Source organism: Pseudomonas pichavaramensis (assembly GCF_050473265.1).
Lineage (GTDB): Bacteria > Pseudomonadota > Gammaproteobacteria > Pseudomonadales > Pseudomonadaceae > Aquipseudomonas.
The window spans coordinates 342819-356548 of the sequence record NZ_JBJKFJ010000003.1 but is presented as its reverse complement, the minus strand read 5'-3'; the positions used below and the strand labels follow the sequence as shown (position 1 = coordinate 356548).

At 60.5% G+C, this 13730-nt stretch carries 14 protein-coding genes and 1 pseudogene; 10 read left to right on the top strand and 5 right to left on the bottom strand.

Annotated elements, in window-relative coordinates; all coding sequences use genetic code 11:
- Positions 1 to 2 precede the first annotated feature (2 nt).
- Positions 3 to 743: a DUF4145 domain-containing protein gene (locus ACJRW5_RS07460; protein WP_484569890.1), complete on the top strand. Its 741-nt coding sequence runs from the start codon at positions 3 to 5 to the stop codon at positions 741 to 743.
- 870 nt (positions 744 to 1613) lie between these two features.
- Here the strand turns inward: ACJRW5_RS07460 and ACJRW5_RS07455 are convergent.
- The gene (locus ACJRW5_RS07455) at positions 1614 to 1967 is read right to left on the bottom strand and encodes a hypothetical protein (protein WP_484569889.1); all 354 of its coding nucleotides are present in this window, start codon (positions 1965 to 1967) and stop codon (positions 1614 to 1616) included.
- A gap of 520 nt (positions 1968 to 2487) precedes the next feature.
- Between ACJRW5_RS07455 and ACJRW5_RS07450 the strand changes: the two genes are divergently transcribed.
- Positions 2488 to 3234, top strand: a complete 747-nt coding sequence (locus tag ACJRW5_RS07450; RefSeq protein WP_484569888.1) for a substrate-binding periplasmic protein — start codon at positions 2488 to 2490, stop codon at positions 3232 to 3234.
- A gap of 141 nt (positions 3235 to 3375) precedes the next feature.
- Here ACJRW5_RS07450 and ACJRW5_RS07445 read toward each other — a convergent pair whose 3' ends face one another.
- Both ACJRW5_RS07445 and ACJRW5_RS07440 read right to left on the bottom strand, forming a co-directional pair.
- Entirely contained in the window at positions 3376 to 3582 is a 207-nt protein-coding gene (locus tag ACJRW5_RS07445) for a DUF1289 domain-containing protein (RefSeq protein ID WP_484569887.1), read from the bottom strand.
- Complete coding sequence (locus ACJRW5_RS07440; protein WP_484569886.1) at positions 3566 to 3901, bottom strand: hypothetical protein; 336 nt, start codon at positions 3899 to 3901, stop codon at positions 3566 to 3568. The genes ACJRW5_RS07445 and ACJRW5_RS07440 overlap by 17 nt, the downstream gene beginning before the upstream one ends.
- 249 nt (positions 3902 to 4150) lie before the next feature.
- Here ACJRW5_RS07440 and ACJRW5_RS07435 point away from each other — a divergent pair, with 249 nt between their 5' ends.
- The 3 genes from ACJRW5_RS07435 (at position 4151) to ACJRW5_RS07425 (ending at position 7174) form a co-directional block, all read left to right on the top strand.
- Positions 4151 to 5323: a GGDEF domain-containing protein gene (locus ACJRW5_RS07435; protein WP_484569885.1), complete on the top strand. Its 1173-nt coding sequence runs from the start codon at positions 4151 to 4153 to the stop codon at positions 5321 to 5323.
- A 108-nt stretch (positions 5324 to 5431) separates the two neighbouring features.
- A complete protein-coding gene (locus ACJRW5_RS07430; RefSeq protein ID WP_484569884.1) occupies positions 5432 to 6127 on the top strand; it encodes a GNAT family N-acetyltransferase in 696 nt (231 codons plus the stop codon).
- Between the two features lie 189 nt (positions 6128 to 6316).
- Complete coding sequence (locus ACJRW5_RS07425) at positions 6317 to 7174, top strand: DMT family transporter (protein WP_484569883.1); 858 nt, start codon at positions 6317 to 6319, stop codon at positions 7172 to 7174.
- A 23-nt stretch (positions 7175 to 7197) separates the two neighbouring features.
- Here the strand turns inward: ACJRW5_RS07425 and ACJRW5_RS07420 are convergent, their stop codons facing one another.
- Complete coding sequence (locus ACJRW5_RS07420) at positions 7198 to 8097, bottom strand: LysR substrate-binding domain-containing protein (RefSeq protein ID WP_484569882.1); 900 nt, start codon at positions 8095 to 8097, stop codon at positions 7198 to 7200.
- Between the two features lie 119 nt (positions 8098 to 8216).
- Here ACJRW5_RS07420 and ACJRW5_RS07415 point away from each other — a divergent pair, with 119 nt between their 5' ends.
- On the top strand, positions 8217 to 8918 hold the full coding sequence (locus tag ACJRW5_RS07415) for an FMN-dependent NADH-azoreductase (RefSeq protein WP_484569881.1): 702 nt from the start codon (positions 8217 to 8219) through the stop codon (positions 8916 to 8918).
- An 11-nt stretch (positions 8919 to 8929) separates the two neighbouring features.
- Here the strand turns inward: ACJRW5_RS07415 and ACJRW5_RS07410 are convergent, their stop codons facing one another.
- Positions 8930 to 9673 (bottom strand): class I SAM-dependent DNA methyltransferase, encoded by a 744-nt coding sequence (locus ACJRW5_RS07410; RefSeq protein WP_484569880.1) that lies wholly within the window; start codon positions 9671 to 9673, stop codon positions 8930 to 8932.
- Positions 9674 to 9932: 259 nt separating this feature from the next.
- Between ACJRW5_RS07410 and ACJRW5_RS07405 the strand changes: the two are divergent.
- The 4 genes and pseudogenes from ACJRW5_RS07405 to ACJRW5_RS07390 all read left to right on the top strand — a co-directional run.
- A pseudogene (locus tag ACJRW5_RS07405) lies at positions 9933 to 10718 on the top strand (PAS domain-containing protein); the annotation flags it as partial.
- A 96-nt stretch (positions 10719 to 10814) separates the two neighbouring features.
- On the top strand, positions 10815 to 11252 hold the full coding sequence (locus ACJRW5_RS07400) for a methyl-accepting chemotaxis protein (protein ID WP_484569933.1): 438 nt from the start codon (positions 10815 to 10817) through the stop codon (positions 11250 to 11252).
- Between the two features lie 369 nt (positions 11253 to 11621).
- Positions 11622 to 12713: an SMP-30/gluconolactonase/LRE family protein gene (locus ACJRW5_RS07395; protein ID WP_484569879.1), complete on the top strand. Its 1092-nt coding sequence runs from the start codon at positions 11622 to 11624 to the stop codon at positions 12711 to 12713.
- A 200-nt stretch (positions 12714 to 12913) separates the two neighbouring features.
- Entirely contained in the window at positions 12914 to 13588 is a 675-nt protein-coding gene (locus tag ACJRW5_RS07390; protein WP_484569878.1) for a phage infection protein, read from the top strand.
- Positions 13589 to 13730: the final 142 nt, after the last annotated feature.

The following is a 13730-nucleotide window of genomic DNA, read 5'->3' as shown; positions in this document are numbered from 1 at the left end:
CCTTGAAGCTAGAAGTTTTCGCCAATATCGCAAAACTACACGACAGAACCGAGCTTGAGAAAGCTGAATATCTCGCTTTCTACTTTTCGGAAAACAAGGATCAATCTGAGATTGAAGCCAAAGACCTTAGCGCAGTATTAACTGCGCTAGGCTTTGCCCGACCAAACTCAAGCCGTCTACTATCGAAGATTAGAAAATCACGGTCGTTTGTTAAAGGAGCTCAAGAAAACTCTTTTCGCCTAGCCCCTAAAAGACGAAGCGAAATAAAACTTGAAATTCCAGAAATAACAGACATCGAAGAAATTATTTCCGACGACTCGATCCTTCCAGAAATACTTTTCACGAACACCAAAAGACCTTACCTGATAAAAATTGCTCAACAAATAAACTCATGCTACGAAAACAATTTATTTGATGCCTGCTCCCTCATGATGAGGCGTCTGCTAGAAATACTACTAATTCATTGCTTCGAAGAAACTGGGCTAAGCGAACAAGCCAAAGACCAAGAAGGCAATTACAACAACCTGAAGACACTAATCAACAAAGCAACGTCAAGAAAGGAAATCGGTCTATCTCCCGAATCAAAGAAAGACATTGACTCCTATCGGGAGCTCGGCAACCTATCAGCGCATCGTATAAAATATAACTGCCGGAAAAGCGACATCAAGAACGTTCGCATAATCTATCGAGCGCTAATTGAAGAACTTTTATACATAGCAAAACTAACACAACACCCGCTGTAGCACAGGAAAGAAATGGTAAAGGGGACAGACTTATTTCTCTGTCGACCTCTACTACTGGTTTCGCCCTTACGGCGAATCACTTTCTCTTTGCTCGCGCGAAAGAGAAAGTAACCAAAGAGAAAGCGCGCCCGGCATCCGGGTTTCGCTTCGCTCAACTCCCCTCGCTCCGGCACTGTTCCGAGGGTCGTCACGGTGGGCCATCCCTGGCCCATCACTCCTCGTTTGGCATCCATGCCAAACGCCCCTCTCCACAGCACCTCCACTCGGCCTCCTGACCGGATTCAGAGACCGAGTCGCCTGGTCTGGCTGTGTAGGTAAATCAAAAGAAAAAGCAGAGCCAAGGAAACCCTGAAAAAAGTCGTCATTCCCGCGAAGGCGGGAATCCAGAACCTGCGAGCGTCCTAGGCTCCCGCCTTCGCAGGAGTGACGATAAATGACATTTTCAGAACATCCCGAAAGCATCGCGGCTTTGCCGCAATGCTTTCGTTCCTTGTCGGCTCGTAAACACCAATCGCATGGGCGAGACCAAACGCCCCGTCAGGAGGCCGAGTGGAATCGTTGTGTAAGGGGTTGAGCGGCATGGATGCCGCGAGAGCCGCGATGGGCCAGGGATGGCCCTTCGCGGCGTGCCCCTGGAGCAATGATGGAGCGAGGGAACCCGACGCAGTCGGGCCGGATGGTAGGGGCAAGCCCTCTTGGTTACTTCTGGGGCGTTTGCCAGAAGTGACCCGCCGTAAGGGCGGAACCGCTATTCAAACCACCGCATCAGCGGCGAGTTCACTCCGTAGCAAGTAGCCCGGATAACCGCTGACGGGAGATGAAAAAGTGCCATCCACCCTACGAGCTACGAAACCAAATATGGATATAGGATTAGCACTCGATACCGATCAGCCACTGGGTTTTATCACTATTGACGCGATCTAGGTCCGGACGACGAGCCAGTGGCTGTGTACAGCCCCTTGGTTCGATGTAGGCCTTGGCTATGCTGACTGCTTCCGCGCTTGATAACGGGCCAGGTGCCTCAAGCTGAACGCGGATGTAGTACGGCTGCTGAAACGGCACGATAAAACTATCGAGTATGTATCGCTGAGCCCCATGCTCGACCGTGGCGTGGTTTTCCTCCACCAGCGTCAGCCCTCTGGTATCGATCTGCTGGCCAGTGGAAGCGCAGCCGAAGCTCGCCACAGCGAGAAGCGATACGCTAGCCAGTTTCAATGTACTCATCTTCAAGTCCCTTGTCGTTTAATGGTCGCCAAGCCTAATAGGGCTGCTGGGCACCTTTTGATAGCGCAATCGGGGACAGCCCCTGAGGAGTCCCCCACAAATCTACTCCAGCACCCGAACTTGCAGGTGAACCCCATCACGTAGCAACAGTTCCATCCTAGCGAGTAGCCCGGGCAACCGCTTCAGACTCTGGCTCCCAATCACGCCCATGGGCACCATCGATGACCAATTGGTCACTCCACTGACGATTACCGAGCTGGAAGGTGTGATGCAAGCCGCATGGCATTCATCCAATAGCTGCCACCCAGTCGCGTTTGCTGAACAATGCCCGCCCCTCTGGAACCACACCTCGAACGACAGACAGGTTCTGCCGGCCTGCCGGCACCATGCTTGCCGCGTCACCGAGCCGGGCATTGCCAAGGGAATCCATTCGGTCGGCGTCAACCTCACAACATCAGATCAGAAAGGCGAACCCCAGAACGTTCGCGTCACGATAATGAAGGTCACAAGGAGTTGCCCCATGTTCAACAAGACAATCCGCCGTGCAATGTTTTCGTTGCTGCCGTTGCTCGCCGGCACAGCCCAGGCGGCCGATGTCGTCCAGATCCTGACGCAGAATTACCCGCCATTCAGCATGTCGGCGAACGGCAAGAACTTCGAGCGCGAAGAGGGTATTGAAGGGATCGACAAGGAAGTCGTGGCCGAGCTGTTCAAGCGTGCCGAGGTGCCGTACCAGATGTCGCTGCGCTTCCCCTGGAGCCGCTTGCAGGAGATGGCCGAACATCAACCCGGCTTTGCCGTGTATTCGCTCAGCCGCTCGGCAGAGCGCGAGCCACGCTTCAAGTGGGTCGGCCCATTGAGCGAGATTCAACTGGTGCTGCTGAAGATGCCTGGCAACCCGATCGAACTGCGCAGCCTCGACGACGCCCGCAAGTACAACATCGGTTCGGTCGCAGGCACCAGTGTCAGCCAGTATCTGGAGAAGCGAAACTTCAGCGTGAAGCACGTCTTGAGCGGTGCGCCTGCCAAGCTGCAGGCCGGGGAGTTCGACCTGTGGGCGACCACCAATCCGGCAGGTGATTACGAGTCCGGCAAGGCGGGTATCGGCAAGCTGGAAGTGGCCTTTTCCATGAGCAGCACGCAGCTCTATCTGGCGATGAACAAGGAAACGCCGGATGAAGTCGTGCAGCAGCTGCAGAGCACGCTGGATCAGATGCGCAAGGAAGGCTTCATCGACAAGGTGGCGGCCCGCTATCTGAACAACTGATTGTCCTCATGGGCGAAGTGGAGCGCGAGCGCCGTAATACACAGACGCTTGCCAGCCCCATACCCCGTAGGCGCCGCAGCGCGTCGCGAGCTGGCTACCACGCTGGAGCGTGGTAGCTATCGGTGGCCATTGGATCGCAGATCATTCCGGCCCGGCTTGCTGGCCTTTGCTTTTCTTCCTGGCGATCGCCTTCATCCGCGCCGCCGCCTTCTGCACAGTGGCCATCTTCTCGGGGCGCTTCATGCCCCGCCACTTGCGGATCTCCTCACGCGTGCGCCCGCAGCTGACGCACAGCTCGCTGTTGAGCTGGCAGAGCGACACGCAGGGGTTCTCAATGTCCTTGGCCACGCTTGCCTCCAGTCGCTTGCTCGACCGAAAACGCGACATGGCTGGCGATAGTGGAAACGCTGATACCCACCTCATCGAAAGCGGCCTGAGTCAGCGCCTGCATTCTCGCCTTGTCGCCGCTGGCGAGCGCCCGCGCCCTGCTCGCCTCGCTATCGAACATCCAGGTCACCACCAGGCTCTGCGGAAACTGTTCGTAGTCCACCTCATGGGTCAGCCACTGGAAACCGACGATTTCGCTTTTGGCGGTTTCGCAGGCAGTGGTCAGGCTGCGAATCAGCTCGCGCTCGATGCCTGAGTGTTTGCGTTTCGGCGATGGCATGGGGTGCTTCCGGGTCGGTTTTCAGGGCACGCCATGTTACCCGAGACGCTCCAGGCCCGGATGCAGCACTGGAGTTGATGACGCCGCGTGTCGGCAATGATCAATCTACGGATAAGGGTCCAGCGCCAGCGGTGCCCGACCGCCAGCTCTTGGAAAATCATCCCTACCCCTTAAACTCTGCGCGCAAACCGACCATCGACGTAATGTCCACCGCGCTCTCGTCATCGCACCATACAGGCCCTGCAGAACATGGCGTTCGACGCCCCAACCATGCTGACCCTCACCGTCGCCCTCGCCGTGGCCGCTGCGCTGTACCTGGCGGTTGAGTGGCGTAACGTAAGGGAGTCACCCTTGCTGTTCTGGAGCGGAGGCTTCGCGACCATCGCCATCGGCTCGACGCTTGCCCTGCTGCGCGGTAGCGGCCTGATCCTGATCGGCATCTGGTTCGCCAATGGTCTGCTGGTCACGGCCCATTGGCTGTTCCTGCTGGGCGTGGCCCGTTTCACCGAGGCGCGTTTTTCACGGGCGTGGTATCTGATCTTCGTCGCCTGGCTGGCGATGCTGCTCCTGCCGGAGGGGCCGCTGTGGTCCAGGGTCATGCTGTTCACCAACTCGATGCTGGTCGCCCTGGTCACCCTCAAGGCCAGCGCCCTGCTGCGACCGCATGGCAGGTCATTGAGCGTGGGCGCCGTTCAGCTGCGCTATGTATTGCTGATGCACGGCCTGTTCTATGCGGCCAAGGCAATGACCGCCGTGATTCCCGGCACGCTGATAGACCTGAGCGCCTTTCGTGGCGTGATCATCCAGGTGTCGTTGGTAGAAGGCGCCATGGCGCTGATGCTGATTGCCCTGTCGATGACCGGCACCGTGCGTTGGCGCCGCGAGAAGCGCATCGAGCGCCTGGCCGCACGCGATCCGCTGACCGCGCTGTACAACCGCCGTGCGCTGGAGGCAAGAGCCGGCAACCTGCTGAAGGAAACCTCGCCCGCTCGCCCTGGCGCCCTTCTGCTGATCGACATCGACAACTTCAAGCAGGCCAACGATCTCCATGGCCACGTCGCAGGGGACCGTCTGCTGATCGCCCTTGGTGAGATGCTGCGCGCGCTGCTGCCGGAGCGTGCGCTCACAGCTCGTCTGGGTGGCGACGAGTTCGTGATTCTGATGAGTGATGCATCGCATGAGCGCGTCGTGGCGTTGGGCGATGCGCTGCGCCAACGCTTCAACCACATGGCGGCGCAAGCCTTGGCCACGCCGCAGGCCGTCACTCTGAGCATCGGCGCCACGCTGTTCGATCGACCACCGGCCAGCCTGGCGGCGCTGATCGAACAAGGCGACACCGCGCTCTATCAGTCCAAGCGCGGCGGACGCAATAACACGCGGGTGGATGACCGGACAGGTGGCGAATCGCTGCCGACCGGGTAGCGGCAAAAACGTACCGCAGCAACGCCCCTGTGGGCCGGAGACGGATCACGAGCGCAGCCCACAGGTTACAATCCCCGGCCACGCCTTTTTCAGCGGAGCCGCCGGCCGATGTTCACCCTCTCCCACCTTAGCAGCCCGCCGCCCGAGTCCCTGAAGAGCCAGGTGCTGCAGATGGTGGTGGATTACTTCGCTGACGTCAGTGCGGTGCCGCTGCTGCCGAGTAACCCGCTGTATCAGCTGTACCAGTACGTGATCGGCTACGAGGTGCATCTGCACCTGCAGACCATGAACGGTGAGGCCGAAGGCCCGGTGCAGTTGCTCCTGGCGCTGGACGATGAAGACCCGGCCCGCGTGCTGGGTTTTGCCCTGTACCTGCCCAGCCCGGACGATGCTGCCGCCTGTACCCTTGCCTACCTGGCGGTGGATGCCGGGTATCGCCGCAAGGGCATCGGCCGGGCGCTATTGCAACGCGTGTTGGCACATCGCCCGCATCTGCAGCTGGCCTGCGCGGCAGACAAGGTGCCGCTGTTCGAAACTCTGGGCTTGCAGGTGCTGGCCGCACAAGGCGCGCAGGTGCTGATGAACAGCCGTGACTACAGCTCCAGCGGCATGGTCGCGGTCGCCGACCTGGCTCCGGTGTTCGCCTCCACCGAGGTGCGGCAGATTCACGCCTACCTGCTCAAGCAGCACGGCCAGCGCGCCATGCAGCAGGCGGAAAAACAGCGCGACGCACACCTCGACGCGCTCGCTCTGCAGGCTCAGCAACTGGTCGACGAGCGCCTGCCCTCGCGCGCGCTGCACTGAGCAAACGGCGTTGTCAGCGGATTGCTCATAACGCCAGCGCCAGGTCGCTAAACGCAGCTCCCGAGACGTTTCTGGGCAGGTCTGCTGCAGAAACCACGTCCATCATCGACGCAGCGTCTGGCTGTGCACCATTTCGAGGCAGCCCGGCAAAAACAAGATGCCCATCAGCGGCACGTCGAGGACACAAGGATGAAGGATTCAGCTCGCGGTCTGCTTCTCGTCACCAGCGGTATCGCCATACTCAGCTTCGACGGCCTGCTGGTGCGCCTGGCCCAGGCCGATGGCTGGAGCATCGTGTTCTGGCGCGGTTTGCTGATGTTTCTGGCGCTGGGCGTGTTCTCGCTGTCGGCCCGTAGTCGCACCAGCGTCATGGCCAATCCGCTACTGAGTGCCAGCTCAGCCTTGCTGCTGGCGTTGATCTCGATCTTCTTCGTGCTGGCGATCATCCATACCCAGGTCGCCAACGTGGTGGTCATTCTCTGCACGGCGCCGTTGTTCGCGGCGCTGTTCACGCGCTTCTTCCTCGGCGAACAGGTGGCGCTGCGCACCTGGCTGGCAATCGGCGTGGCGGCACTGGGGATCATGCTGGTATTCGCCGGCGCCTTTACCGCCACCGACCTGGCCGGCAATGGCTACGCCCTGCTGTCGGCGGCAGCCGTGGGCGGCAACCTGACGCTGTTGCGCCGCCACCCCGCCGTGGAGCGCATGCCGCTGATCGCTCTTGGCGGGCTGGTGGCCGCGCTGATCGCCTGGCCCAACGCCGAGCCCTTCGAGCTGGCAGCATCGAGCTACTGGGCACTGGCGATCATGGGGCTGGTGCAGATGCCGCTGGCTACACTGCTGATCAGCAACGCGACCCGCTATCTGCCCTCCGCCGAAGTGGCACTGTTCTATCTGCTGGAAAGCGTGCTGGGCACGCTGTGGGTCTGGTACTTCCTTCAGGAAACGCCAGCCAGTGCGACGCTCTATGGCGGCGCGCTGGTAATCGCCACCCTGGCGGTGCATGCCGGCCTGACCTTGCGCGTGCGCCAGCCTGTGGCGGTCTGAACCGTCGCCGTACCGGCTGGCCGCTACAACGTACACAATCCACCCGGCACCGTCAGAATCCACTCCCGCACCGCGAGAATGGTCGGGTCGTTGCGCCGATTTTCCGGATACACCAGAAAGAACGGTTTACCTTGCAACTCCGGCCCGAAGGGCTGCACCAGCCGGCCCTCGCGTAGCTCGTCCTCGATCAGTTGCCGGCTCATCAGCGCCACGCCCTGGGCGCCAACGGCGGCGGAAACGGCGTGGGTCTCGTCAGAAAACACCAGCCCGGCGCCAACATCCAGCCCCGGCACCTGCGCCTGCTTCTGCCAGACGGTCCAATCCATCGGCGAGGAGATCGCCGCCTGGTTGCGAAAGTGAATCAGCGAATGCCTGGGCAACTCGGCAGCATCGTGCAGATCGAGCAAGGGACTGCAGGCCGGAATGAAGGTGTTATCGAACAGCTTCTCGGCCACCAGCCCCGGCCAGCGGCCGTCGCCGTAGCGGATGGCGATATCGGCGGTGACACCGTCCAGCGCCACCGGCTCGTGCGAAGCATGAATGCGCAGATCGATATCCGGGTGGGTGTCGCGCAGCATGCACACCCAGGACAACAACCAGCGCACCGCCACGGCTGGCGTGGTGCTGAGGGTGATGGCCTGCCGACAAGGCATGGCACTGAGCCGTTCGACCGTGGCACCGATGCTGTCGAAGGCGCTTTCCAGCACCTGTTGCAGCTCCCGCCCGGCGGCCGTCAATTCCAGCTGACGCGGCCTGCGCAGAAACAACGCCACACCAAGGGACTCTTCCAGCGCCCGGATCTGGTGACTGACCGCTGTCGCGGTGACGGAAAGCTCTTCGGCCGCCAGCTTGGCACTCTCGTGACGGGCAGCGGCCTCGAATGCCCGCAGGGCAGAGAGCGAAGGCAGTCGGCGTCGGCTCATGGCTGAATTTTCCTCATCTGTAGAGCAAAACAATGATCGTTTGTCGCCAATCAGGGCTGAAATTAGCCTGAGTCTGCGGTTAATCACAGATGAATTCAAATTCAACCAGGAGACTCGACATGACCCATATCCTGCACCTTGACGCCAGTGCCCGCCCCGGCCTTGCCGGCAAGGATGAGCACGGCTCGCACAGCCGTAATCTCAGCCAGCGCTTCGTCAGCCTGTGGCAAGCACGCCGCCCGCAGGACGCGATCACCTACCGCGATATCGGCCAGAACCCACCTTCGATCATCAGCCATGACTGGATCGCCTCGTCCTTCACCCCGCAGGCCAAGCGCGAGCCCTGGATGCGCGACACCCTCGCCGAAAGCGATCGACTGGTGGATGAACTGATCGCCGCGGATGTGCTGGTGATCGGCACACCGCTGTACAACTTCGGCATGCCGGCAGCGCTCAAGGCGTGGATCGACCAGGTGGTACGCCCCGGTCGCACTGTGGCGGTGGATGAGAGCAACCCGCTTGATCCTTATGTGCCCATGCTGGCCGACCGACCGCGCCATGTGGTGATCCTCACGGCGCGCGGCGGCATCGGCTTCGATGCCGGCGGCGAGATGGCGCACATGAACCATCTGGAGCCCAACCTGATCACCGCGCTCGGCTTCATCGGCCTCACTCAGGTGCACCAGATCGCCATCGAGGGCCAGGAGGTCGGCGGCGAACTGCTGGCCGCATCGGTTGCCCAGGCGCTGGACAGGGTCGATGCGCTGGTGAGCGAGCTGCAACGCTCACTGCAGGCTGAACCTGCTGCACAGCCGGCCTGAGCGCGTGTCGCTCAGCGCTTGCTGCAGGCGAACAGCGCGTTGCCGGAGTCGCCATCCCACGGCAGCAGCCGCTGGTAGTCGTGCTCGAGCACCTGCACCTCGAAGTACGGTGCCAGCAGCGCCTGCAGTTCGGCGAAGCTCACCGCCACCATCAGGTGCTCGTCGTGCCAGACCTCGGTCTGCGTCTCCTGGCTGCGCTCGATACGCAGACGCAACAGCTGTTGCTCACCCTCGCCACGGTAGTACCAGCCGGAGCTGAAACGCAGCTGGCTATCGCCGTGGCGAGCGCTGTGCGAGACGAACGAGGCGTTGTCGATGCGCTGCTTGTCCACCGCGTTGAAGCAGAACACGCCCCCCACGGCCAGGGCCGCATGCACGCTGGCGATGCAGGCTCTCAGCCGTTCGATGCTGGCGCTGTAGTGAATGGAATAGAGAAAACAGGTGATCAGATCCAGCGGCTCGTCGACCTGAAAGGTGCACATGTCCTGTTGGGCGAAGTGCGCCTCGGGGCAGCGCAGAGCGGCGTGGTCGAGCATGGGCTGGTTGATGTCCAGGCCGCCGCTGGCGTAACCGGCATCGAGAAAATGGCGTACGTGCGGGCCCGTGCCGCAGGCCAGATCGAGGTGACGCTTGCCGCCATTACCAAACAGCTGGTGCAGGCGCTGCACGCAATGGCTCTGCGCTGCGTAGTCGATATCCGCGCACATCAGGTCGTAATAACCCGACAGGTCGGTGTAGAGAGCATTGCCGGACATGATGACCTGAGGGGAGGACCGGGTATCGGGGGCGCGCATCATAGCTCAGCCGAAGCGGCTTTAAGCATCGGCCCATACAGAATTTCTCGCAGAACAGCGCAAGCGCTCTGGCACGCCAGTTGCTGCGTGACAATCAGCTGCGCGTCCACTCACCAACACTGATGATCTGCTGCAAGCCGCGCACACGAATCTATGCTCTAGGCACAAAACTAAACTCCCGGTGTTTGCAGCCGAAACAGTGGCGTCAACTTTCAGCGAGATGGTTCTCATGTTCAACGGACGACTGAAGCAAGAGTTGCAGACATTGCGCGAAGATCTTTCTTCCGTGGAACAGGTGCGTGCCAGCCTGGAAGAGGAGATGCTGGTAATGATCCTCGACCCGCAAGGACGCATCGAGCGAACCAACGACAACTTCCTCAAGGAGATGGGCTACACCGCGGATCGCCTGCGAGGCGAGCACGTGCTGAAGCTGATCCCCGAACATGTGCGTAATCTCGACTTCCACCATCGCGTCCGCCAGGCGCTGGAGCGCGGCGAACACCTCGCCGGGGTGATCCGCCTGCTACGTGGCAACGGTGAGGAGGCCTGGCTGCGCTCGATCCTGCAGCCGGTGCTGGACAGCGGCGGGCGTATACGTTTCTTTGCCATCCATGCCAGCGACCTGACCCGCACCATCGAATCCTCGCGCGAGCACGAGAACCTGATCAAGGCCTTGCAGCGCTCCACCGCGGTGATCGAATTCAACCTCGAGGGTGAAGTGCTGACGGCCAACCAGCGCTTTCTCGATGCCATGGGCTACAGCCTGCAGCAGATCCAGGGCAAGCATCACCGCATCTTTTGCGAGCCGAGCGAGGTCAATTCACCCGCCTACGCCCACTTCTGGGAAAAGCTGCGCCGTGGCGAATATGTCGTTGATCGTTTCAAACGCCTGGACAGCCACGGCCGCGACGTGTGGCTGGAAGCCTCCTACAACCCCATTACCGACGCCCATGACCGGCTGTACAAGGTGGTGAAATTCGCCACGGTGATTACCGATCAGGTGCAGCGCGAGGAAGCTGTTGCCCAGGCCGCCGGTATTGCCTTCGAAACCTCCAAGGGCACCGACAGCAGCGCCCGCAATGGCGCCGAGGTGGTGCAACAGATGCTCGACGCCATGAACGAGCTGGCTTCGCGCATGCAGGAGGCGGTGCAAGGTATCGAGGCACTGGACAAGCAATCCCAACTGATCGGCTCCATCGTCAAGAACATCAGCAGCATCGCCGACCAGACCAACCTGCTGGCCCTGAACGCCGCCATCGAGGCCGCCCGTGCCGGCGAACAGGGTCGCGGCTTTGCGGTGGTGGCCGATGAGGTTCGCCAGTTGGCCTCTCGCACCAGTGCGGCAACCGTGGAGATCACCTCGGTGGTCGGGCAGAACCAGCAACTGGCCGAGCGCGCCGTGGAGATCATCGATCGCGGCAAGGCCCAGGCCGAGCGAGGCCTCGAGCTGTCCAGCCAGGCGGGACAGGTGATCGAGGAGATTCAGGATGCCACGCAGCGCGTGGTCAGGGCAGTCGAGAGCTTCGCCACGCAGTTGTGACATGCAGGCATATGCCAGTCAGTTAAGCCTCAATGCACCAAAACTGTAGGAGTGGTGCCCCGCCGCAAACCCGTACGACGCGGACTCGAAGCGCTTCGCCCAGGGGCGGGGCTCCTGCGTAAAAGCGATCTGGGGGCTTATCTGATCAGCCTTAGGCATATGGCTGCCGTTGCAGCGGTATGCCGCATACAGTCATCACACAACCAGATATAAGCCAGCACTCTCTCAGGCTGGCTGATGCGCTTTAATTCAAGCCTCCCGAGGATTAGCCGGGGTAAATTCTGATTACAGCATTTTCAAAGTCATCATACATCGTATAAGTTTCACGAGTCGCACTTGCGATCAACAAGAACAACAAGGAACCTGACGATGAATGACGAACAACGTCCTGACGGCTCGCGCCGTCAATTTCTCAAGCAGTCTCTCGCCTACTCAGTGGCAGCCGCAGGCGTCGGCTCGCTACTGCCACAGCTGGCTCATGCCGGCGAACCGCTGAACCTGCGCTACCCCGACCCTTCGGTGGAAATCCTCGACGACAGCTTCCTGGATCTGCGCCTGTTCAATGCCAGCGTGGAAAAGGTCGCCACCGGCCTGCGCTGGGCCGAAGGGCCGGTGTGGGTTGGCGACGGCCGCTATCTGCTGGTCAGCGATATTCCCAACAACCGCATCATGCGCTGGGACGAAATCAGCCAGTCGCTGGGCGTTTACCGCGAGTCCTCGAACTATTCCAACGGTCTGACCCGCGATAACGAAGGCCGCCTGATCGCCTGCGAAGGCTCGACCAATCAGGATCTGGGCCGACGCATCACCCGCACCGAGCATGACGGCAGCATCACCGTGCTGGCCGACAATTTCGAAGGCAAGCGCTTCAACTCGCCGAATGACATCGTGGTCAAGCGCGATGGCTCCGTGTGGTTCACCGACCCTCCCTTCCAGGCCGGCAACGAATACGAAGGGCACAAGGTACAGATCGAATTGCCGCATGGCGTCTACCGCATCGACGGTCAGACGCTTAAGGTCACCCGCGTGATCGATGACCTCGCCGGCCCCAACGGCCTGTGCTTCTCCCCGGACGAGAAGGCGCTGTACGTGGTCGAAGGACGTGCCAAGCCCAATCGCCTGGTGTGGGCCTACAGCGTGAATGCCGACGGGACTCTGGGTCAGCGCCGCAAGCACATCGATGGCGGCGCCACCGGCGCGCTGGACGGCATCAAATGCGATGAAGCCGGCAATCTCTGGTGTGGTTGGGGCAGCAACGGTTCACCCAAGGGCAAACCGGAAGAGCTGGACGGCGTAAGGGTGTTCAACACCGAGGGCAAGGCCATCGGCCATGTCTACCTGCCGGAACGTTGCGCCAACCTGTGCTTTGGCGGTACCCAGGGCAACCGTCTGTTCATGGCCAGCAGCCACTCGATCTACTCCCTGTACGTGAACACTCGCGGCGCCACTTTCGTCAAATGATCCATGGGATCACGGCCAAAACGGCCGTGGTCCACCCCGCCTGACACGCCTCTCCATCTCGCTACAGCCCTTATATTCCGGGGCTTACAGCAAGCATCATTGGCATCGATGTTTACCATCATGCCAATGAAGTTCTCTGAAAAAATCCAGTGCGTACCATTTGCTCCATACCCAACCGCACCCCCCTGGAGCACGACATCATGAAACGCCAACTCATCCTCAGCTTCGCTCTCTCCGTACTGGCAGCCAACGTATTCGCCGCTTCTTCCGTCCAACCTGCAGTCGCTGAAGGCGGTTCTGATCGCCTGATCGAAAGCCGTATCGCCGAAGGTGGTTCTGACCGCCTGATCGAAAACCGCGTCGCCGAAGGTGGCTCTGACCGTTTGATCGAAAACCGCGTTGCCGAAGGTGGCTCTGATCGCCTGATCGAAAGCCGTATCGCCGAAGGTGGTTCTGATCGTCTGATCGAAAATCGCGTTGCCGAAGGTGGCTCTGATCGTCTGATCGAAAACCGCGTCGCCGAAGGTGGCTCTGACCGTCTGATCGAAAATCGCGTCGCCGAAGGTGGCTCTGATCGTCTGATCGAAAACCGCGTTGCCGAAGGTGGCTCTGACCGTCTGATCGAAAACCGCGTTGCCGAAGGTGGCTCTGATCGCCTGATCGAAAACCGCGTTGCCGAAGGTGGTTCTGACCGCCTGATCGAAAACCGCGTTGCCGAAGGTGGTTCTGATCGCCTGATCGAAAACCGCGTCGCTGAAGGTGGCTCCGATCGCTTGATCGAAAATCGTGTCGCCGAAGGTGGCTCCGATCGCTTGATCGAAAATCGTGTCGCCGAAGGTGGCTCCGATCGTCTGATCGAAAACCGCGTTGCCTGATGCACCTTCAATGAACTGATCGAGAACCTCGTATGACTCGATGGCAAATGCAATACCGCAAGGCCGGCCCGATAAGCCGGCCTTGGTTTTTTTGCGCGCAGAAACTTCCGCACACTGCGCGAATGAACAGCCCCATGTCGAC

What these genes read in the sequence shown, in the direction of transcription:
- ACJRW5_RS07430 (WP_484569884.1), top strand. Translation starts at nt 5,432, where the DNA reads ATGTTCACCCTCTCCCACCTTAGCAGCCCGCCGCCCGAGTCCCTGAAG.
- ACJRW5_RS07425 (WP_484569883.1), top strand. Translation starts at nt 6,317, where the DNA reads ATGAAGGATTCAGCTCGCGGTCTGCTTCTCGTCACCAGCGGTATCGCC.
- ACJRW5_RS07455 (WP_484569889.1), bottom strand. Translation starts at nt 1,967, where the DNA reads ATGAGTACATTGAAACTGGCTAGCGTATCGCTTCTCGCTGTGGCGAGC.
- ACJRW5_RS07395 (WP_484569879.1), top strand. Translation starts at nt 11,622, where the DNA reads ATGAATGACGAACAACGTCCTGACGGCTCGCGCCGTCAATTTCTCAAG.
- ACJRW5_RS07390 (WP_484569878.1), top strand. Translation starts at nt 12,914, where the DNA reads ATGAAACGCCAACTCATCCTCAGCTTCGCTCTCTCCGTACTGGCAGCC.
- ACJRW5_RS07440 (WP_484569886.1), bottom strand. Translation starts at nt 3,901, where the DNA reads ATGCCATCGCCGAAACGCAAACACTCAGGCATCGAGCGCGAGCTGATT.
- ACJRW5_RS07435 (WP_484569885.1), top strand. Translation starts at nt 4,151, where the DNA reads ATGGCGTTCGACGCCCCAACCATGCTGACCCTCACCGTCGCCCTCGCC.
- ACJRW5_RS07415 (WP_484569881.1), top strand. Translation starts at nt 8,217, where the DNA reads ATGACCCATATCCTGCACCTTGACGCCAGTGCCCGCCCCGGCCTTGCC.
- ACJRW5_RS07420 (WP_484569882.1), bottom strand. Translation starts at nt 8,097, where the DNA reads ATGAGCCGACGCCGACTGCCTTCGCTCTCTGCCCTGCGGGCATTCGAG.
- ACJRW5_RS07450 (WP_484569888.1), top strand. Translation starts at nt 2,488, where the DNA reads ATGTTCAACAAGACAATCCGCCGTGCAATGTTTTCGTTGCTGCCGTTG.
- ACJRW5_RS07410 (WP_484569880.1), bottom strand. Translation starts at nt 9,673, where the DNA reads ATGTCCGGCAATGCTCTCTACACCGACCTGTCGGGTTATTACGACCTG.
- ACJRW5_RS07400 (WP_484569933.1), top strand. Translation starts at nt 10,815, where the DNA reads ATGCTCGACGCCATGAACGAGCTGGCTTCGCGCATGCAGGAGGCGGTG.